Source organism: Vibrio sp. E150_011 (assembly GCF_053544015.1).
Genome location: NZ_JBHFOL010000006.1, coordinates 22245 through 44110 on the forward strand (window position 1 = coordinate 22245; position 21866 = coordinate 44110).

Genomic DNA, 21866 nt, shown 5'->3' on the forward strand with positions numbered 1-21866 from the left:
TCGAACCATGCAAAATATAGCGTATTATCACAGTGTAAAACAGCGGATTTTCACGGGGTTATAAATGCTACTTGCTAAAGCTAGTATCGGGCGTAAATTATTTTACTCATTCTTTGTCATGGCATTATTGGTGCTGTTTTCAACCGTAATTGGTGTGTCAGGTTTTTCGTTAGTGGCAAAAACGGAAAGAAATGTCGTTGATACGGCCATGCCGTCTATGCTGGAAGCTCGTGAAGTGTCGGAGCTCAGTACGAAAATTATTTCATCAGTGCAAACCCTATCTACGGCAAATACCAAAGCTCAACATCAACAAGCCGGTAAGAAGCTGTTTACACAACTTGAATCTCTTCTTACTCACATCAAAACACTTGGTTCAGATTCATTTGATGCGACCTTATTAGGGCAGTTAGAGCATGATGTACAAGCTATTTTAGATACACTTATTGAACTTGGTCTGTCTGTCGAACAAAGGATTGAGCTCAATCAAGCGATCAAACAAAAAGTTGATCAGCTGCGTATTCTCGCTCAAGAATTAGAACAACTAACTCGAACTCAAGTTTTAAATACGAGTACGATTGCTGTCGCTAACGTTACCCATATCTACGCACTGCTCGAAACGAATAAAAAGGCGCAAGCTTTGGATGCTTTGGATAGCCTCGTGGAGATTGATTTAGATCTTTCGGAGCGTTTACATGAGCTGCATTTGCTGGCATTTAAGACCTTAAACCAGATTGAGGAATCACGAACCGTTTCTGTGTTGGATAGAATTGAAGAGCTGCGAGTAAGCTATCAGCAGAATATCATGATCATGAAGCGACGGGTTCGTGGTGTAGAAGACCCCGCAAGATCACAGCAAATGATACAATTGCTTCAACAGCTTGACGATGGGAGTGACGTATTTTCGTTACTTAAACAAACCAACTTTCAGCAACAACGTTCAGTTGATCTGAACCAAGAGACATTAGATCAGTTGACGTCATTGAATAAAACCGTGGCCTTGCTCGTTGACCAATCTAATGCCGCGACCTCGTCGGCGGTTGCTCAGCTTTCTTCAACCTTAAATTATGCTCAATGGACACTGACACTGCTTTCCATCTTAAGCTTTGTGATTGTTGTTGTGATTGTATGGCGCGTGGTATACCTCTCTGTTGTGAAACGTTTAGCTGAGTATTCTTCAGCGCTGTTGGCTATTGCAAAAGGTCAGTTAGATGTGGATATCACGGTAAAAGGTAACGATGAACTTGCTCATATGGGACAAGCCATCGTTACGGCGAGAGATACGGCACAGTCGCTAAAAACCACCGCTGAAGCAGAGAGTAACGCCAAAAAAGCGTTACAAGAGCACAAGGCCCATCTGGAACAAACGATTGCCGATCGAACGCTAGAACTACAAACGACTAACTCGAGCTTAAATCGAGAAGTAAAGAACCATGCTCAGGCACGTAACGACGCAGAGCAAGCGAGCAGGGCGAAAACTGCATTTCTTGCTACGATGAGCCATGAGATTCGTACACCAATGAATGGTGTCTTAGGCACGGCGGCGTTAATGGAAGAAACGGCGTTAGATTCGAAACAACAGCACTATCTAGGTGTGATTAACAGAAGTGGCCAGAACCTGTTAGCAATACTCAATGATGTATTGGATTACTCCAAGATTGAAGCGGGGCACCTTGATATTCGAAATAACCCATTTGATCTCACTCGTATGATCAGTGATTGCTATCAGCTTATGCATGGTAAAGCGCTTGAGAAACAATTGGACTTTAGCTTTAGTATTGATACGGATGTTCAATCCGTTTATTGCGGTGATGTAACGCGCTTAAGCCAAGTCATCAATAACCTCGTTGGTAATGCCATCAAATTTACTCATGAGGGTGAGGTCAGTATCCATGTCACTAAAGATCCCGATGATGCGACTTGCTTGGTGTTCGAAGTCTCTGATACGGGGGTAGGCATTAGCCCAGATGATCAACTTTCACTATTCGATGCTTTCACACAAGCCAGTAATAGTCGCAACGTATCCGGGGGGACAGGGCTCGGCCTTGCGATTAGTCAAAAGCTGGTCCTCGCTATGGGCGGGAGCATGTATGTTGACTCTTATCTTGCCGAGGGAAGTCGGTTTTGGTTTGTCGTTCCTCTTGAGACCTGTGAGTTTGAAAAACAAGATGTATACGAACCAATTGATAGTACCGTCGCTGTGAGCGCTAGAGTACTTTTAGTGGAGGACAACCCAGTGAACTTGATGGTCGCTGAAGGCTTCTTGGTTAACATGGGGCATCATGTGCGTTGTGCGGAAAATGGTGCTGATGCGATTAAGTTATTTACAGACAATGACTTCGATATTGCGTTGCTAGACATCAACTTGCCCGATACTGATGGCGTCAGTTTGATGCAAGATTTAAAACAGTTAGAGCAAAGCCCTAAGATTCACCATTCAACACCAATGATCGCCGTGTCTGCTCATGTCTTTAGTGAAGAGGTGGATAGCTATTTGGACGCAGGGTTTGAAGGTTACCTTCCTAAGCCTATCGACCGAGAAGCGCTACAGACGATTATTCAAACTCATGTGCAAGGGCGCGATTTAAATGCAAACTCATCTAGATTGAGCTCGATGAACGGAGAGACAACCTTGACCGACTCGCATACAACGATAACCGATGCATCGATAACCATTGGCCACCCGCATACGGTTGTCGATGAACGTATTTTGGAACAAGATGTCGGTGTTTTAGGTGTAGCGAGAATGACTAAAATAGTCGATGCTTTCATGTCATCCAGCGAAGATACCTTATCAGCGTTGGAAAACGCGGCTCAGTTGGGGGATGCTAAAGCTGTTAAAGACCTGGCACATAAGCTAAAAGGGTCAGCGGGTGCACTCGGGTTGACGTCGTTGTTTGACCATTGCTTAGCGATTGAAAAGTCTGACGACCCCATTGGTGATTATATTCAGTTAGTGGAGCAAATCATGAGGGTCAGAGTTGAGTCCATGACCATTTTGAATGCAATACTGGCTCGATTGTGACGTGGTATGTTGCCAAGTCCTTCATAGCGTGACGTTATCGGGTTATTTGAACAGTAAAAAGGGCTCATATGAGCCCTTTTGATAACATCATTTTGTTTCGTCTTGCAAACGCGTACTTGGCGTTTCTTCGAGTCCCCGGTTTTGGAGACCCTGCAGATGTTCGAGTTGGTGTTCTAACTGATTCACGGCGTCGTAATCACCTTCAGAACAAGCAATATAAATCTGCTGTTCAATGGCATCAATGCTATCTCTAATGCTCATCATACACCTCCCAAGCGTTAAAAGAGCACACATTTAGTACCAAACAGTTCTATCTATTCTCAAACCGATTATAGTCCAAAAGCCCAAACTCGATAGGTTGAGTACGTTGATAAAACTCATGGACTCGATCACTGAAGCTCCAAAAATCAGGGGAGGTACGCCTAACCGCATAATTATCGAGTAGTTTTATGTAGTCGTTTTCGTCTGAGATTTTACTAAACTGGCCAACAAACTTTTCAACGTCATTCTCTGTAATTGAGAAATAGGCGGCAGGGTAGCTTCCAACCACACCGCGTACGATGGTTAAACTGTCGTTGGCGTAGTCTCGAGTGTCTTTTTCATCAAATAGACTCGATATATTAGTGTGAGCATTGTTATGAATGATGGTAAAGAGTTGGTCGGTACCCTCATTAGTTTTTATCATCAACATCATGATTTCAGGCACCGTTTCCAAGCCCACTCCTTTGATGTCGTCGATGGTTCGCAATAATGCTTCGTTATTTTCCGATAGGCCAGTTTGAACAATGTTATAGCGATCGTTCAGGTTGGGTGCCATTTCTTTTTTAATGAGATCAAACAATTCAGCCTTGTAATCGGTTGTTTTATAAAGCACTTGAGTTGGCTGACTAAATGGTTGTACGTTACGTTGTACAAATTCGCTAAACTGCGGGCTTTGATCCTTGTACCAGCTACTAAATTCTTTGTGTCTCATCGTGTTAGGTAACAATGCTAAGAAATTACTCTCACCTTCCATTCGTAAGAAATCCATAAACATCCGTGTGATCAGCTGGTGACCGAAGTTACCATAGACGTCAAAGCCGGCAACCAACAGGTAATGAATTCGCTCTAATAGCGCGTAGTCGAGTATCCACGCTGTTTTTGGTGGTGACCCAACCATACCTTGCACCACCGATGCACTATCAAAGTGGCGAAAAACGGTCAGTGCAACGTTGGGGTTTTCGCCATTTCCCTTCCATAACAGGTCCGTAGTGAGGTATTTACCGCCAGTAAACCAACGATTCATGAAGTCGGCTTTGCCTTCTAAGTAACGGGCTTGTTGTTTAGAGTACTTAACCCAGTTGGTGATAGGGACGGTATTGCTGTCCTTCTCACTAGGCAGTTTTAGGTTGGGTGTTTGTTCGTCATAGAATTGAACCACCTGAGGGATAGACGTTCCTTTTGGATCTAAGAAGAATACCCAAAATCGGTCATTGATAACATTGAGCGCTAACTGTCCGCGACACACTGGCCCCTTGATGTAAGCCATAATGGTATTTTGTGCGTTATCGAGCATGAAGTTAAATCGTGCATCAACAGGTAAACTTTTAAATGCCGTCATTGGATTCGCCGCGACGTGAATGTCATAACTCGGCATTTCATCAACCACGTAGTCTGGTTCAATAAACCATTCATACCATTGGTCTAACTTTTTGTCATTTAGCTTAAACGGCATATGCGTTTTATCAACGATGGTACCTTGCTCTGGTATGAGTCGGTAATAGACTCGTTCCCTTTTGGGGTTATCATAAGGTCGGCGGGTGACAATACGTTTAACATCAGTGCCTGGGGGCGTACTAGAGCGAACAATCGTGAAAAAACGTGGGTTGCCCTCAATTTCAGAAAAATAAAGATGAGATAGGAATAGATGCTCGTAAATGTATCTCGCCGTTAATTGGTTTTTGAGGGAAGACTCATTAAGCAGTGTTTCATACTTATTGACCATCGCTTGTTCAGCATTAGATAAAGGAATCGGGGCATTCATTAACGCACCGTTGCCCAGCCAAGCAATAAGGGTTTCGTATTCTTTGTAGTCGATATTAGGCAATCCAAACGGCATCCCCCATAGCGGGTTGTCTTGCTCATAAGCATCGTATTCTTCAATAGTTGGACAGACTTGAGTACGAGATATTGAGAAATCAAAACCTTCGAGTTGATCGGTTTGGGGTAAAGGATGGCGAGCCTTTTGAGTGATCATCCGTGATACAAGTCCTGCATCTAAGTTACCGCCCAATGTTTGTTCTCTTTCATTGAGAACTGGAAAAAAGCCGCGGTCGCGCCATTCTTGTGTGGTTTGAGCGTCTTCAAATAGGCGGCTCGGTTTAGCGGCGGTCAGTCGTGTGCCTTGATAAACCATTTCTTTGCTGGAGCCACGATCAATCCCCTCAACAGAGGACATTTTCAGCTGACATGGGGCGTCATAACACGCGTGACAGACGACACAACGGTTATCAATAATAGGTTTAACTTCGTTGCGGAAAAAATCTGCGTTTTTTGTGTCTAGCGCAACGGTTCTCTGTCTTACTTCTGGTTTCCCAAATAGATGGTCGTAGTTTAATCCAGCATATGCCGCACACCCTGCAAAAATGAGGATGCAAGAATAAACCATCAGTTGCTTAATTTTCATAATGATTACTCACTGCGCAAATAACACGCTTCAATTCTTTGATATTATGAAACTAATTTTTATTTATAATCGAGAAAATATCTAGTTTATTGTTCATTAAATAAAAAAAGCCTGACACTAGGTCAGGCTTTACGATTCAAACTCTTGAACGGAAGAAGTGTTGCTTACGCCGCTTTGAGTTCAGCTGCTTTTTCTTCAGTAATAGGTTTAGTGAAGAAAGAAAGTAGGATACAAACCCCCATCATGGCTGCAGAGATAGTATACGCGAGGTTATAACCACCACCGTGACTCATTGAATACCCAACAACCGCAACACCGATAGCACCACCGATACCCCAAGACGTATAAAGTACGCCATAATTAGTTCCGTAGTTCTTAAGGCCGTAGAACTCTGCTGTTAGAGAAGGGAACACAGCAAGCAACGTGCCGTAACCCAATGCAGCCAGTGCAGTACCGATAATCAACGTTAATTCGCTATCAAATGTAGCGAATAAGATCATGTTGATGCCCTGAAGAACAAACGCAAGCATCAATGTGCGAATGCCACCAATCTTATCAGACAGGATACCAGCACCAATTCGACCACCAGAGTTGAATATCGCTAAGATTGAAGCAAGATAAACGGCATTCGGTAGGTTCGCTTGTACACTGGCGATATTAGTAATGTTACCAATGATCATTAGACCCGTTGCTGATGCAAGAGCATACATGACCCATAATGCATAAAACTGAGGGGTTTTTAGCATCGCTTTCCAACTGATATCGACCGCTTGCTTAACCTTGATAGGCGCTTGACCTGGTTTAACTTTTGGTTCAGCAGGGACGTAGCCAGCTGGTGGATTGTTAATCGTTGCTGCTAATGGTACCGCAATAAGTAAAATGCCTACACCCAACACCATAAAGCTAGAGCTGATGCCCAGGTTAGTGATCAACGCTGAGGTAAGTGGTGCCAGGTAAACTGCAGCAAGGCCAAAACCTGCAGCGATTAGTCCGTTTACCATACCTTTCTTTGAAGGATGGAACCACTTCATTGCCGAAGGCGATAAACAAGCGTAGCCAAAGCCAATACCAGCACCAGTAACGACACCAAATGTAATGTTAAGAACAAGTACAGATTCGGCAAAGCTAGAGGCAATCATGCCAATGCCGGTTAGCGATGCTCCTAGGATCAGGATGTTTCTTGGACCCATACGATCTTGAAGAATGCCGGCAACCAGAAGACAAAGAGAAAACGTAATAGTCGCAATCGCATAAGGTGATGAAGCGTCAGCGGCACTCCAGCCCCATTCGCTAACTAGGGCTTTGTTAAAGACACTCCAAGCATACAGGATGCCAAGACAAAGGTTGATACAGAATCCGGCAATAAGGATTCGCATGGCTTTATCAATCTTGCTCATTTTTGCTCTCTGATAATTCGAACAATGTTCGGGGGTTAGACAAATTTTCAAATTTAGTTTGCATTTATCAATAGATATCGCAAAGAGCGCGGATTATAACCAATAAAAGTGTGATTGGTATCTATTTTTATTAATTAATTGAAAATAGAATCTCAATGTAAATTAAATGTAAACAAAAGGATCTTAACCGTTAAATCCATTACAGACTCTAGTGTGATCACAATTTTTCAAATGAATATGATTTTATTTTCATGTGTATAATTTGTTAAATAGCATGACGATAAGTGACGCATAATACGTAACGTACTGTAACTTAAGGAAAGAGTTATTTCGCAATGTTACGGTTATGTGAGCATCGATAATACATGGTTTTAAGAGGGTGGATTGGTTAATTAATGAGCTTGTATTCGACGTTAATACGTATGACAATATATACAAAATGAGATTTCAAAAATGAAAATGGATGTTTCGCTCCTATTTTTATGACTTTATGAGGTGATTTATGTTCATTGCAAAAATCGGTATGTTACTTGGATTTTCTTTTGGCGCAGGGTATATAGCAGCCGACCATATTCATTCTTACATGCTTGGATTTTCAATTGCAGCGCTTGCAGTAGGGGCATGTTACCTGATCGCGTTTGCTAGCACGAAATATCCACAATTTGCGATGGGTTTGTTACTTTTAGGTACAATGGCAAAGCTCACTGTCACGGTGGTCGGTGTCGGTATCGGGATATCTTTTGAATTGATCTCATCACCGCTTATATTTTCATTGTCGTATCTGTTTTATCTAATCGCAGTGACTTATCTTTGGTTTAGCTTTAAAGATAGCCGCATGCCGATCCCTGACGTTATGAAGCCAAAATTGGCATCGTAGGTAAGGCGTATATAAACATTGATATGATTGATATAGAAAAAAGGACTTCGGTCCTTTTTTTTGATCTTTACGTTTCTTTCTTTCTTTCTTTCTTTCGAGAGGCCACGTGGCGAGGAAGTACTACAGACTCTTCTTTTTGTTTATCGAATCAAAGAAAGCGAGAACAATAGACCCGACGAAGTGCTAAGTGAGGGATGCGCAGAAAATACCGACCTACTCACGAGTGTTATCATTAGAGATGATAATGATAGTCAATAAAAATCAGTATTCGCCAACAAATTGCACTTAAGGCAACAACTTAAAATTAAGCTGATAAAGATAATGATAGTAATTCTCATTTATGTTTGCAATAATGTATACACACAAGTTATTGGAACAAAAATAAAGAAGGAACTATGAAACTAAAATTGTCGATTTTGGCTAGCTCAGTGGTACTAGCACTCACGTCTAACGCTCAAGCAGAAGAGGTCACGCAACTTAATGAAGTGGTGGTTTCTGCGTCAAGGGCTGACAAAACTAATCAAGATAAAACTCGGTCGGTCGTGAAAGTCGATATGGAAAAGCTGGACGAAATTCAGCCTAACTCCGTAGCTGAAGCCATTAAATACGAACCAAACGTGTCTGTTGCTGGTGCAAATGTGCCGGGAAATCAGTCGGTTAATATTCGCGGTTTAAGTGGCAATAAAGTATTGCAGGTTATTGATGGCAATCGCCAAAATATGCAGTACGGACATCGACCGACTTACTTTCTTGACCCGTCACTCTTAGGAAGTGTCGAGGTAGTTAAAGGTCCAATTAGTTCTTTGTATGGCTCGGGCGCTATTGGTGGTGTTGTCGTGCAAAATACGTTAACCGCAGACGACATTCTTGAAGAAAATGGTTTGGGCGGCCGAGTAAAAGTAGGTTATCAAGATAACGGTGACGTTTGGACGAATACGGCCGCGCTAGCCAATAAAAATGATGATATTGATTGGATCATTGCAGGCAGTTACAAAGACAGTGGTTACATGAGTCAAGGTGACGGTAGTACGTTATATGGTACTGAAGCGACGAACAAAACAGGGTTGGCAAAATTTAATTGGCAGATAAATCAAGCTCATAAACTAGGGTTTAATTTACGGTATGCGGACTTGGATGGGCGACCACCTGTTGTTGGCGATTCAAGTGGACAACTCAATGACCCTGACTTGCTGATCAGTCGTCAAACTACCGATCAATCTTACGGCGTTAACTATAACTTTAACCCAGCGAATCCGTGGGTGAATTTAGAAGCGTCAATTTACCGTAATGACACTAAAATTACTGAAGTTGATCCATCGGTAGCAGGTGAGGACATCTCCCAGCTTAATACGACGGGCTTTAACATTACTAACCAGTCTGAATCTGGAAAATTGAAGTTATTTACTGGTGTAGATGGTTACTTAGATGAATTAGATGCGAGCCGAGCAACATCTGTATCTGGTCGACCTGAATTGCCTGAAGATGCACAAACCTCTGCCATCGGTGCGTTTGGCTATATTAACTACGCGCTATTTGAAACCCTGACGGCTGATGTAGGCGTACGTTACGATTCATTTACGTCAAAAGCGAAGGGCTACGATGATAACAACCAATCGTCATGGTCACCATCTGTAGGTCTTTTGTGGCAAGCTCAACAATGGATGGCATGGTCGATTCGTTACGACGAGGCGTTCCGAGCGCCAGATACGTCAGAGCTCTACATGAGTGGTACTCACTTTGCTTATTATCCAGGCGGCCCAAGTAACGTATTTGTGCCAAACCCAGAACTGAACCCTGAGAAGTCGCACAACGTGGAGCTAAAAGGGCAATTTGATTTTGAGAATGTCATTGGTGATGATGCGCTTTCTATTACCGCCGCAGCATTTCAAAATAAAGTAAAAGATTTCATTAACCTAGATGTAGATATGACGGCAGCAGATAGTTGTACTGGCGGCTCGATGGTAGGTTGTGCTGGTACTAGTAGCTCTAGTAATATCGACAATGCTGAGTTAACCGGCTACGAAGTAGCGGCGGACTATCGTTGGCAGCAAATGTTGTTAGGACTGTCTTACGGACAAACACGTGGCAAAGACACCGATACCGATGAATGGATCACGAACATCCCGGCAGATAAGTGGGTAGCACACCTACAATATGGGTTCTGGAACATCGATACGAAAATTGGTACACGGGCGACATTCGTCAATGGCCAAAACCGCGTTCCAGATGGTTACACAGAAGGTCCATATGATTCGTATCAATTGTTTGATTTCTATGCTTCATGGGAACCAACCAGTAATTTAGAAGGGTTAAAAGTGGACCTTTCTCTTATCAATGCCTTTGACGAAAACTACCAAACGGCGTGGTCCCAGGTTTATCAACCAGGTCGTTCCGTTCGACTAAACGCACAATACACGTTCTAGTCAGATTATTAGTCCTTAAGCGACTTCCATTGTGAAGTCGCTTTTTTGTTGTAATGCGTTTAGTATTAGTTACTTACCTGTACGAGTAATAAGGACGCTAGGTGCAAAATTCCATCACATTAGAAGCACTACATATTCTTGATGCGATTGATCGTAGAGGGTCATTTTCCGCAGCAGCTGTCGAATTGGATAGGGCAACGTCCTCCCTGAGCTATCAAATCCAAAAGCTTGAACAAGATTTGGATATTATGATTTTTGACCGCTCTGGGCATAAGGCTGTGCTCACTGAGGCTGGCAAACTGATTTTAGATAGAGGACGGGCCATACTACAGGTGACGGAATCCATGGTTCATGAAGCGCGTCTGATTGCTAACGGGTGGGAACTCGATTTGACTATCGCCTACGACAGCATCATCCCTGTGGCCAACTTTTTTGAATTGGTCGATAAGCTTGGCTCGGTTAGTAAAACCAGAATCAAGCTTGAAGAAGAAGTGCTTGCGGGTTGCTGGGAGTCCTTGAATGATGAGCGCAGTGACTTACTTGTTTGTCCACAGCCTGAGGTGACACCGCAGGGTGTAAAAACACAAGTGCTTGGCACCATGAGTATGGTATGGGTAGCGGCAGCGGAGCATTATGTCCATAAACGAAGTGGCACGTTTGACAGCAGCGCGCGAGAAAAGTATCGGGTGATCGCCATCGCCGACACGGCAAGAGAGCAGCCAGCATTAAGTGTCAACATTTTGGAAAAGCAGCCAAGACTGACGGTTTCAAATTTAGAAGCTAAAGTGGAGGCTTTGGTGTGTGGTTTAGGCATCGGCACCTTACCTAAGCAAGTGGCTGAACCGTTAATCAAAGCTGGCAAGCTTCTCCCGATTGAAGATACGGACCATGCCGAGATTAATATTGTGTTAGCGTGGAAACGCAATAAAATTGGAGAAGCTAAGTCATGGTGTATCAAACATTTAACGAAGAACTGGGTATTACGTTAATTCTTCGTAATTAGTTAGAACCCCATAAATTTGTCACGTTGTCACAAAATTATGGGGAACTTGATATGACCACAAGATTGCGCCTGCTTTTATGCCGCGATTCTTGGCTATATCACTGCAATCTCAACACCATATCCGCCACACCATCTTCAAATTGAACGTCGAGTTCAAACCCTAATTTTTGTGCCAGCGTTAACATCCCTCGATTGGTTGGCATTGTCATTCCCGAGATCTTTACTGTGCCTTTTGCTTGGCAGTAATCAATAATTTTCTGCATTAAAACACGTCCTAACCCTACACCTTTCAGGTCAGAGCGAATTAATATTGCGAACTCAGCATCTGAATTATCTGGGTTCACTAGCACCCTTGATACACCAATAATCCTTGCAGGAGCGTGTGCGATATCAACCGCGACAAACGCCATTTCTCGGTCATAATCTATTTGAGTTAAGTTCGCTAGAGCTTCATGGTTGAACTCGCCGACATCAGAAAAAAAACGCTTATAGAGGTCTTCTTTGGTAACGTTGTTGATGAAGTCGGCGTGAAGTGGTTCGTCTTCAGGTTTGATAGGGCGAATTAATATTTGAGATTGATCCTTGAGGGTGATCGATGTTTCCATCTCCGTTGGATAAGGGCGAATAGCTAAGCGCGCTTGAGGGTCACCGTCAAATGGTTTAATTGCAATGGAAGCATCAAGAATGGTCAGGTCATCACCGTTAAGTAGTAACGGGTGAATATCGAGTTCATAGATCTCAGGACAGGCCACAATTATTTGCGATACTTTAACGATAAATTCAGCTAACTTCGCCAAATTGACAGGGTTGGGCGACTTATGGAAACGCAAAGTACCATTATTGATAGCGCCGATGATTAAGTAGCGCGCTAATGCCGTGTTCAATGGTGGAAGTGCGGTTACGGCCTCTTTACTTAGGTTCCAATCGGAACCACCTTGTCCAATAAATATGACCGGGCCGAATGTTGGGTCGGTAATCGCTTTAATTCTTATTTCTTGCCCGCCGGTCACTCGTGCCATTTTCTGGACGGTGAGCCCTTCAATCCGCGCTTCTGGGTATGACAGCTTTGTTCTGTCCAATATAGACTGAGCGGCATTGGATACCTCATTTACGTCACGGAGATTGAGCATTACCCCGTGAATATCAGATTTATGTTGAATATCAGGAGAGCGGAGTTTTAATGCGACTGGATAGCCAATCTGTTCGGCTAAATGAATGGCTTCACTTGGGTCATGTGCAAGCCATGTTTTGAGAACTGGTAATTCAAATAACGTGAAAAGCTGTTCACACAAATGTGATTCCAGCCAAGTAATATTGTGTTCAGCTTGTTCAGCTTGTTCAGTTTGTTCGATTGTCGCATGTTTGGACAACCAGTCATGCGCTTGAGTGAGTTGCAATGATGTGTACGAGTCGGTTGTAGTGGGGGTTTCCATCAGTTGCCATTGGTTGCGCCTATAATCAACAAGGTGCATAAATGCAGTGACGGCACTTTCTGGCGTTCGATAGGTGGGAATACCATTGTCAGTAAATAACAGCCTCGCTTGTTTTGCGGTTGCTTCGCCAGACCAATTGGTCAAGATGTTAAAACGCTTTGCTTTCGTATGTTGTTTGATGGTGTCGATCACAATTTGTGCCGTTTCTTTGGAGTTGGAAACGGCAGAAGGGCTATGCATAATCAAAATAGCGTCAATATCGCTACTATCAAGCACTCGATTGATGGCTTCTTTATATCTCTGTGCAGTCGCGTCGCCAACAAGGTCTATCGGGTTGGATCGAGACCAGGTCGCAGGAAGGATTTCAGTCAGACTGTCGATAGTCTGACTAGACAGTTCGGCGAGTTTACCACCTCGGTCGGACAAGGTATCAAGTGCCATGAGCGCCGGTCCCATACCGTTGGTAATAATGGCTAATCGTTCTCCCCTTAACGGAACGGAGTGTGTTAGCGTTTCTACTGCTGCAAACAACTCGTGTGTATTGTTAACTCGTAACATGCCGGCACGTTGAATTGCTGAATCATAAACAATATCAAATGATAATTTAGTGGGGGGTTGATCGGCTTTTGTGACGGTTTTAGAACGTCCGGCTTTTAATACTAATATGCGTCGATTACGTGAGGTAGCACGTGCCGCAGACATAAAGCGCCTTGCATCTCGAATTGAATCCACATACAGCAGGATAGACTCTGTTTTACTATCGCGAGCTAAATAATCAAGTAAGTCGTCGAAATCAATATCAGCGCCATTGCCAAGCGAAATAAACGCAGAAAAGCCAATGTTCTTATCGTTAGCCCAATCCAAAATCGTGGTACAAACTGAGGAGGACTGAGAAATAAACGCAAGCTTGCCGCGTTTACAGTTGACCGGTGAGAACGACGCATTGAAGTTTTGCCAAGGTAATAACAGGCCGAGACTATTTGACCCCAGTACTCGCATGCCTGAATTCTTTGCAATATTAATGCATTGTTGCTCGATCGTGAGCGCATCTGGATTGGTGTGATCAACGAGGGTCATATCGGAAGCCATAACAATAACGGCTTTAACCCCGATAATAGATAGTTCGTTGAATAGCTCTATATTGCGAGAGCCTTGGGTGCAGAGAATCGCAATATCCGGAGCAAATGGCAACTCGCTGACGCTTCGATAGCAAAGAATACCGTTGACCGACTTATACTTTGGGTGAACAGGTAAAATCGTACCCTCAAAACTACCAAGTAATAGATTTTTAATGACCACACCGCCAGCACGCTGCGGCTTAATAGATGCTCCGATTACTGCAATTGATTTTGGTTTAAAGAGTACATCGAGTGACATAGTTCATCCTTGCATGTCAGTAACGGGAACAATGAAAGCATTCGCCTAAAAACAGCATCATCTAGTCGTCGATGTGTTACCTAAGTCGTGTGCTTACCTTTTATTGCTACATAGTAGCGTAGCACGAGCGTCGCCGGAATTTGATTGTTCAAATTTCGAGATAACATATTGCTGTGTCTCGAATAATGTGTAACATGTCACAGCAATGGACAGCTGACATGCGGAATCGTTGAATCAAATAATTTCAGTCGGCATGATTTAGAAAAATCGATATTTGGGCAGTAAAGCTATGAAAAAAACTATCATCGTCAGTATCACCGTATTATTAGCCGCCTGCTCATCAGGTGAGTATGTAAGTGAAGTGACATCCGAGAGCTATAAAGAAGACTATACGCCATCGGTAGAGGCCACAGCAGTTACGCCAGTTGCGGTTGCTTCAACATCAAATGCAACGAAAGAAACGACTAAAACTGAAATAGTTAAAAGCTCCCCACAACAGCAATCCGAGCCGCAAGCTGTTGTAACTAAAACACAAGCGCAACCGGCGAAAGCGACCGCTGCTGACAAAAATGTAGTTAAAATTGTACCGCCTTCCAAAAAGCAAGCCGATCAAGATTTCCGATATGGCTTCACGATTCAAGTGGCTGCGGTTGGAACAAAAGAAAAGGTGGCGCTGTTTTCCAACAAGCTACCTAAAAACGGCCAGCCTGTTTGGGAGAATTATAAGATTGTAAATGGCACCAAATGGTACTCTGTTCTCTACGGTGACTATGCAACTCGAAGTAAAGCACAGTCGGCAATTGCGACACTACCAAAAGAGTTCCAAGCACTAAAACCGTTTGTCAAAAGTATCGATAAGATTAAGAAGTCAGATTACCCAACATTGAGTAAGTTAAACTAACCATCTCGATTAAAAGAAAATGCATTCAGATACGCTCGCTAACGTGATGCTATATGGATGCATTTTTGTATGTAAAATACTCATACAGCAACCTATTCGGGTTATTTAACACTTTTAGAACAGATTATTAAGTTGCTATGGTTTATCATTCATGACAAACGAACCAAGGACAGATGTACGATGTCAAAAATGAATATTCTTCTATTATGTGGTGGCGGCTCAACCGAGCATGAAGTGTCACTCTTATCCGCTGATTTCCTTGAAATGCAGCTAAAGACCAATCCTCGTTTTGACGTTATACGTGTTGAAATTACTTCAGACGGATGGAAATGCAGTGATGGACATCTTGTTTCTTTAGATGTGAATAAGAAGGCACTTGTGAGTGACCAACACGATCTCACGATTGATTATGTTGTTCCGTGTATTCATGGCTTTCCTGGAGAAACTGGTGATATTCAATCTCTTTTAGAGATTGCGGGGATTCCTTATTTTGGTTGCAATCCTGAAGCTAGCGGCAATAGTTTCAATAAAATCACCTCTAAGCTTTGGTATGACACACTTTCTATTCCCAACACACCTTACTTATTTTTAACCACTAATGATAGTGCGGCACATCGCGAAGCTCATGATGCGTTTGAACAGTGGGGAAAAGTCTTCGTGAAAGCTGCGAAGCAGGGGTCCTCAGTTGGATGTTACAACGTCACAGAAAAAAGCGAGTTGTCATCCAGCTTAGACGCTGCGTTTGGTTATTCTGATCAAGTCGTGATTGAAAAAGCCGTCAAACCGCGTGAGCTTGAGGTGGCAGCCTATGAGTATCAAGGTGAATTACACATTACCTTGCCAGGCGAGGTGACTGCACCTGATGGTGCGTTTTACTCGTACGACGAAAAATATAGCGCTAAGAGTCACTCGACCACCTGCGTAGAAGCAAGTAATCTAACGGCCGAGCAACAAGTACTAATTAAACAGTATTCGGAGAAGGTATTTAAACAGATGAAACTACGTCATCTATCAAGAATCGACTTTTTCCTCACCGAAGATAACGAAATCTATCTAAATGAAGTGAATACTTTTCCAGGGATGACACCAATATCGATGTTTCCTAAAATGGTTGAGCATTCCGGTGTAAATTTCGCAGACTTCATCATTGATTGCATCGAGCGCTCATAACGTTAGTCGTAATCCTTAGACGGTTTAAACTTACTTTTTTCGACGTCAGATAGCTCAGTCTTGCCGGTGTATTGCAATGGCATCGCAGGACTGGCCCATCGACCAAATTCTTGTATTTCTCTAACTTTGTATCCTTCGCTCCACAGTTTTTTTACCGCACCGACACGTCCAGATTGTGATGAAAAACGCAGATTATCGGGAAGGTGAAGCAGTTCACTTGCGCGCCTAAGTATCCGATAAATGGATGAATCATCCAACAGGCCATTATTGATGTTTCCGTGTCGGTCTATCGAAGTAAAAAGCGTTGTGTAGGGATTATGTTTCATCCATTCGCCAAGTGCAGCACTGGCTTCACCGCTCAATACGTAACGTGTACTTTCGATTAAGATATTGATGGACTGATTTAAGAGTTCAATATGGTCAAGGTTGAGATTGCGCAAGTCCCTTCGTTTCATTGCACATTCAAACATAACGTAATAAATCGCTAAATCCCGTAAGTCTTTCGGTTCAGTCGAGTTCGCTAATAGCTTATCTAGTTGAGCTAGATGAATCTCTGTAAATGCGTTAGTCGTTTTTACTTTATCGGCACCAGCCGTTCGAATCGCTCCCAATAACAAACCGACTTCACGGTTTTTCGTAGGGTCTTTCAGTTGAAGTACAGTATGCACGACACCAATAGTGACAGTGTAGCGTTTTAAAGTTGAGTATTTTCGTGAGGTTCTTTCTTTGTCTAGGAATCGACGTACTGCTGTGACGGAAGCGGGGATGCTACTAACTCCGTTTAAGCGACAGAATTCGTTGAACAAACGCCAATCTTTTGAAAGAGCAAGTAGCGAACTTTTTGAGTAATAACCAGTGGTTAACTCATCAAATTGTGCCGCTGTTATAGAGTCGACCAAAAATGATTTAAATTTATTAACTTGATGCTTTTCTGTGATCAAGGGGATGTCTTTTTTCATCTTAATGCACTATAACTCAATTGATTGGTAAAAAATAACTGATACCATACGAAGGTAATATCAAGTGTAGCAATTATAAAAAAGAGATGCATCTTTATGGCTTTAGCAAGTTATCGGGGATTCACCCTTAAGTCAGTCGGTACAGAAAACCAAGTTTGGAAAGTATCAATTAAAAATCGAGAGTTGAAAGGTAGTCTTTCAGCAATAAAAAAGAGTGTCGATTGGTGGTGTGATACGGCTTCAATTATCGACCCGTCACAACTCGCCGCGTCATCACAACGAGCAGATAAGCCTGGCTCACAAGAAGTTTTCCAAGGGTACACCATCAAAAATGACACCGGCGAAATTAACGCATGGTACTGTATGTTTAATGGTAAACTCATCAAAGGGGGTAAGCTGGCAATTCAAAAACACATAGAAGCTTACCTAATCGCAAAGAAAAAAGCAGAGCAAATAAAGAAATAACATGACACTCGTATATTCAACAGAAACTGGCCGCATCAAAGAAGACAAACCGGAACCTCAACGCGAAAAAGGCGACGGCATTGTTAGGATTCAAAAACAAACCAAGGGGCGCAAAGGTAAAGGTGTTTCCGTTATTACCGGATTAGACTTAGACGATGCTCCTATGAAGCTGTTGGCGGCTGAGCTTAAAAAAGTATGCGGTTGCGGTGGTTCAGTAAAAGATGGAACCATTGAAATTCAAGGCGACGCCCGAGATAAAATCAAAGCGGCGCTAGAAAAGAAAGGATACACAGTAAAACTGTCTGGCGGGTAACAAAGCAACATCGAGTAGAATCGATCGTGGGTTACCAAGAACCGTATATGGTTCTTATGTAATAATCACTTTCTTAATATTATTAAGAAAGTGATTATTAGCTATTTTATGGTAAATAGCGTTATTGTTAAATAATCGACTCGCAACAGCGACAAAACTGAAAAGGGAGCGGAAACAAGGGATTTACAACGTTATACGAGTAGCTTATTTAACATAATATACATAATGCGTAGTATGGTATCCAAATTTAACATTTAGGCATTCACTCTTAAAACTGTCTCAGTTATTAATTTATTCTGCTGAGACATAATAACATCCGTTTTAACTCTTCATACAATCCGAACAGCTTGCTTTCATCATTACAGCGTTCGGCTTATTACACCTCTAACAGCAACAGCCGCGAATTAGACGAACAAATAATTTCGCCTCTCTGGCACTTCATGTTTTATGAGTCATTCAAAATGCTCTACTCACGTGACTTATATTCTGGTCGTCAAGACGATGAGTTTTTTCACGTTAACGGACTTCCGGTCGGCATTGATTTACGGCACAGTAGCGACCAATTCAAAAAAAGCTTCGTATAGTAAAAGCTTGGGATGTTTATCTAATGGCATGCGTTGGCGCGGTTCTGATTACACCGACTAGCCGTTAATTCAGTCCAAGGAATTGGAATCATCATAACCAGCCTGGTAATCGGTGTTTGTCTACTAGGCTTTTAGTGTTTAAGAGACTAATCATTTAATGGTGTCCGTTGTTTTGTTAGCGTGTAAATGAATGGATAAGAATTATTGTAATAAATACATAAGTTATAGTGCGTTAGTTTGTGAGTATATTCGGTTCGATAACTTTATTGAATGGTATCGTGTCCATACTTGTGGTCTATAGTCACAGATCCTGCCCGCATACCGTTTATGCTTTGCTGGATGTCCCTCAAATAAAATACGGGTGTCACACAATACTATGAGATTACAATCGGTCATATGACGGTGAACATACTCTTTTATTGGGTTCTTACGTGCCATTCAACACCCCTTCGATACTTTACGGTCATTGTTGAGTTGGTTGATACGCTCAAGATTAGCAAAGCTAAGACCTGATATGTTTTCGAATCGTTTTGTTTACACCCATTTAATGTGCATCTGGTTTTATATTCACTCTTATCTCATCATCATCACTGTTTATTTATACAGTCCACTCCTATTTTGTGATGAACCCGTACTTGGTAAGACCGATAACACCTTGTGCACGCGTATAGCACTGCTTTATCGGTCAATACATTTTTAGCGTTACGCCTTATGACAAACCGAGCCCTTTCGAGCCTTCGTCTCCAGCTCGTGATCTCGTTTTTAGCTCGTTTGTTACGCAGCAATTGAGAAGTTACTCGTAAGCGCCAACCTTATCTAACTTTAACCAAACTGGTTTAGGGTCGACTTCAAAAATACGCTATCCAAAACGGTTAGGGTTTTATGCATATTGTCGTCACTCTGCGATTGGCCAACATAAGTCTGGGAATCATATAAGTTTCATGCCGTCACTACTAAACGTTTGTCACCCTCCAAACGTGACACTATATCTTGCGTAGTAATCACAGAGAGTAAAGGCTTGATGAAAGTTACGCGGTTTAAAAAATGAGATTATTACCATAGGAAGACATGCTTTATTTGAATAAGTCGCTACGCTCGCCATCATTCACACCTTAAAGAAGAACCAGCGATCATTATCTTGCTTCATTTAGCTTAAGGATTTGGCTTGGTCTTGGAAAGCGGACGCAGCAAAATTTCAGGCATCAGGCGGTTAATGCGAGATACGTAATGAACTAGCACGTCGAACCCATCACCCGAATGAAAAAAACTAAACGCAGACCGGAAACAGACAACGGCGCTGTTACGTTAATTGAACGGCACCACAGCGAGTAAGTTTAGGTGACACTTTATGATGAATTCTATTGAAAGAAGCGCGTTAACCAGGTCAATAATCTAAGTTATAGTGCTTTAGATGCAAATTAAGTTACACGGTCACACACGATGTTCTCAGCTTGCTTCTAGTCTTCAGCGCTAATCACCGTAGTAATGTTGAAAAGTAATCGCGGTTTTTCTATCCCACTTCAGCTACCCATTTTATTGAGATTCTAATAACTTTTACGGCTTATTACATGGCCAATTTTTGCGATTGTTTCATCAAGCAAGTAAAGACTTACTACTGCTGTGACCCCGTCAAGAAATGGCGCAGCATATTATGCTACGCCATTTCTTGTTGATTTTGAATGTGTAATTTAATTACACATTCAAACATTCACTCTTGCACTGGCAGCATAAAACACTGCGCCGTACGTTGGGGGGAAAGTATGACGTAACGCTTATCTAAGGCAAAAAAAAAGCCCTCTAATGAGGGCGTTACGTGATTCGAGAATTAGACAAAGTTTAAGATTTGTTTTCTGATGACTCAGCTTTGTCTTTTCTAATTTGATCGGCAATGATTTTAATTGCCTGTCCAGTGCTCATGCCTTGCTGCATTAACTCTTGAATGCGCTCTACGGCAGCTTGTTGCTCTTGATGGGACAGTGTTGGTAAATCGTCAAACATAAAGTCCTCCCGACGATGAGGGTATCATTCGTAAAGGAGGACTATAAACGATAATTTTCTAGAGGCAAGCGCTATCGACGCTAGTAAGTCGTCAGAAAGTTAATAGAAGCCCCCATAGCTTGTGGCGATGTGTAACTTGCAGCTATATCGATTTCAAGTATGTTTAACGGACTCAAGCCTATACCTGCAGTCAGGGTACCCTCTGAATCGCGAGCCATATTTTTCATGTACCCTCCCCTCAGTTGAATTTGTCTGACGAGGTCAATCTCAATTCCCGCGCGCAACATTTGGACATTGTCATCGAACTGGGTGAACTTCTTTTCTTCATTTAAGTCATAGTCGACAGAGAATTGAAAGTAATCAGCCACAAAGCCAGCGCCGACCGTATATAAAGGCGATAATTGATATTCGTAACCATAATCAATATCTCGTCCTCCGACATTAACAGTGCCACTTTGCGTTTTAATATTTTTCGACAACATGTTCTTTGCCGATATACCAGCTCTAAATGGCCCATTGAACCATAGAGCACCGGCATCTAAGTTTAGAGAAGTCTCACCTTGTGAATTTTCACGAATATTGTTGAGTTGAAAATCATTCAGCGAACTAACGGAAGTATAGGTGTATACACGCTGAAGTTTCGGCGAAACGCCGAATGAAAAATGCTGACCGAAGAGTGTCTGGTATTTAGCAAGTGATATTCCAACCTCTGTTATTGCTACAGAAGCCGTTTTCACTGCCGATTTGTTTGCTCTGTCAGCATCACTCGACCCTGTTTGATCAATATCTGGTGTCGCGACATTTTCTACATACGCTTTACCAAAAATATTGGCAGCTAAGTATCTATTTGGGATGCCAAATGCAACCGCACCACCAAAATCGACTTTCGCCTGGGTCCCATTAAGCGCATCAAGAGATGCGGCTGACGGTGAGTTAATCACGTCGTCAATTTTGTCGAGCATTTGATCTTCATCGTTATAACTCACGCCTAAACTAGGGACGAGCATACCCGCATCATCATTTCTTCGATAAATCGCCACTAAGGCGGGGTTATAGAAGGGTGCGGTTAAATAGGATGCTGATACAACACCAACACCACCCATTGCATCACCTCGAGCATCAATCGCTAGTGATGATGCGACGACGCTAGAAGAAGACAATATAGTGAGTGCGGTAAGCGTTTTAATTCTGGTGTTCATTTGAAAAGTGCCGTTAATCCTTTATGGGTACATTAACGGCAACAATTGAATTAACTTTAGTAATTATGTGTCACTTTATG

Annotated in this window: 15 protein-coding genes; 8 read left to right on the forward strand and 7 right to left on the reverse strand. The window is 42.5% G+C overall.

Features of this window, described 5'->3' with window-relative positions; all coding sequences use genetic code 11:
- The first annotated feature begins 64 nt into the window (after positions 1–64).
- Positions 65–3022: a TMAO reductase system sensor histidine kinase/response regulator TorS gene (gene torS / locus ACE1OE_RS11385; protein WP_449211122.1), complete on the forward strand. Its 2958-nt coding sequence runs from the start codon at positions 65–67 to the stop codon at positions 3020–3022.
- An 87-nt stretch (positions 3023–3109) separates the two neighbouring features.
- On the opposite strand, the gene ACE1OE_RS11390 is transcribed toward torS, so the two are convergent.
- The 3 genes from ACE1OE_RS11390 to ACE1OE_RS11400 form a co-directional block, all read right to left on the reverse strand.
- Positions 3110–3286 carry a hypothetical protein gene (locus tag ACE1OE_RS11390; protein ID WP_157933700.1) on the reverse strand — a complete coding sequence of 59 codons (177 nt, stop codon included), beginning with the start codon at positions 3284–3286 and terminating at the stop codon, positions 3110–3112.
- A gap of 46 nt (positions 3287–3332) precedes the next feature.
- Positions 3333–5687, reverse strand: coding sequence for a fatty acid cis/trans isomerase (locus ACE1OE_RS11395; RefSeq protein ID WP_449211123.1), 2355 nt, complete (start codon positions 5685–5687; stop codon positions 3333–3335).
- 164 nt (positions 5688–5851) lie between these two features.
- Positions 5852–7084 (reverse strand): L-lactate MFS transporter, encoded by a 1233-nt coding sequence (locus ACE1OE_RS11400; protein ID WP_449211124.1) that lies wholly within the window; start codon positions 7082–7084, stop codon positions 5852–5854.
- A 502-nt stretch (positions 7085–7586) separates the two neighbouring features.
- On the opposite strand from ACE1OE_RS11400, the gene ACE1OE_RS11405 reads away from it, so the two are divergent.
- The 3 genes from ACE1OE_RS11405 (at position 7587) to ACE1OE_RS11415 (ending at position 11373) form a co-directional block, all read left to right on the forward strand.
- The gene (locus tag ACE1OE_RS11405; RefSeq protein ID WP_102468586.1) at positions 7587–7961 is read left to right on the forward strand and encodes an NADH:ubiquinone oxidoreductase; all 375 of its coding nucleotides are present in this window, start codon (positions 7587–7589) and stop codon (positions 7959–7961) included.
- Positions 7962–8356: 395 nt separating this feature from the next.
- Positions 8357–10384 (forward strand): TonB-dependent hemoglobin/transferrin/lactoferrin family receptor, encoded by a 2028-nt coding sequence (locus tag ACE1OE_RS11410; protein ID WP_449211125.1) that lies wholly within the window; start codon positions 8357–8359, stop codon positions 10382–10384.
- Positions 10385–10485: 101 nt separating this feature from the next.
- Entirely contained in the window at positions 10486–11373 is an 888-nt protein-coding gene (locus ACE1OE_RS11415) for a LysR family transcriptional regulator (protein ID WP_449211126.1), read from the forward strand.
- Between the two features lie 112 nt (positions 11374–11485).
- On the opposite strand, the gene ACE1OE_RS11420 is transcribed toward ACE1OE_RS11415, so the two are convergent.
- Positions 11486–14197: a bifunctional acetate--CoA ligase family protein/GNAT family N-acetyltransferase gene (locus ACE1OE_RS11420; protein WP_449211127.1), complete on the reverse strand. Its 2712-nt coding sequence runs from the start codon at positions 14195–14197 to the stop codon at positions 11486–11488.
- Between the two features lie 289 nt (positions 14198–14486).
- Between ACE1OE_RS11420 and ACE1OE_RS11425 the strand changes: the two genes are divergently transcribed.
- Complete coding sequence (locus tag ACE1OE_RS11425) at positions 14487–15098, forward strand: SPOR domain-containing protein (protein ID WP_449211128.1); 612 nt, start codon at positions 14487–14489, stop codon at positions 15096–15098.
- Between the two features lie 180 nt (positions 15099–15278).
- Positions 15279–16268 carry a D-alanine--D-alanine ligase gene (locus ACE1OE_RS11430; protein ID WP_449211129.1) on the forward strand — a complete coding sequence of 330 codons (990 nt, stop codon included), beginning with the start codon at positions 15279–15281 and terminating at the stop codon, positions 16266–16268.
- 2 nt (positions 16269–16270) lie between these two features.
- Here ACE1OE_RS11430 and ACE1OE_RS11435 read toward each other — a convergent pair whose 3' ends face one another.
- Positions 16271–17227 (reverse strand): tyrosine-type recombinase/integrase, encoded by a 957-nt coding sequence (locus ACE1OE_RS11435; RefSeq protein WP_449211130.1) that lies wholly within the window; start codon positions 17225–17227, stop codon positions 16271–16273.
- Between the two features lie 96 nt (positions 17228–17323).
- Between ACE1OE_RS11435 and ACE1OE_RS11440 the strand changes: the two genes are divergently transcribed.
- Both ACE1OE_RS11440 and yciH read left to right on the forward strand, forming a co-directional pair.
- The gene (locus tag ACE1OE_RS11440) at positions 17324–17692 is read left to right on the forward strand and encodes a DUF3319 domain-containing protein (RefSeq protein ID WP_372059607.1); all 369 of its coding nucleotides are present in this window, start codon (positions 17324–17326) and stop codon (positions 17690–17692) included.
- Position 17693: 1 nt separating this feature from the next.
- Complete coding sequence (yciH, locus tag ACE1OE_RS11445; RefSeq protein WP_102468578.1) at positions 17694–18005, forward strand: stress response translation initiation inhibitor YciH; 312 nt, start codon at positions 17694–17696, stop codon at positions 18003–18005.
- 2420 nt (positions 18006–20425) lie between these two features.
- Here yciH and ACE1OE_RS11450 read toward each other — a convergent pair.
- Both ACE1OE_RS11450 and ACE1OE_RS11455 read right to left on the reverse strand, forming a co-directional pair.
- Positions 20426–20587 (reverse strand): YoaH family protein, encoded by a 162-nt coding sequence (locus ACE1OE_RS11450; RefSeq protein ID WP_102468577.1) that lies wholly within the window; start codon positions 20585–20587, stop codon positions 20426–20428.
- A gap of 80 nt (positions 20588–20667) precedes the next feature.
- A complete protein-coding gene (locus ACE1OE_RS11455; RefSeq protein ID WP_372059608.1) occupies positions 20668–21786 on the reverse strand; it encodes a conjugal transfer protein TraF in 1119 nt (372 codons plus the stop codon).
- Between the last annotated feature and the right edge of the window lie 80 nt (positions 21787–21866).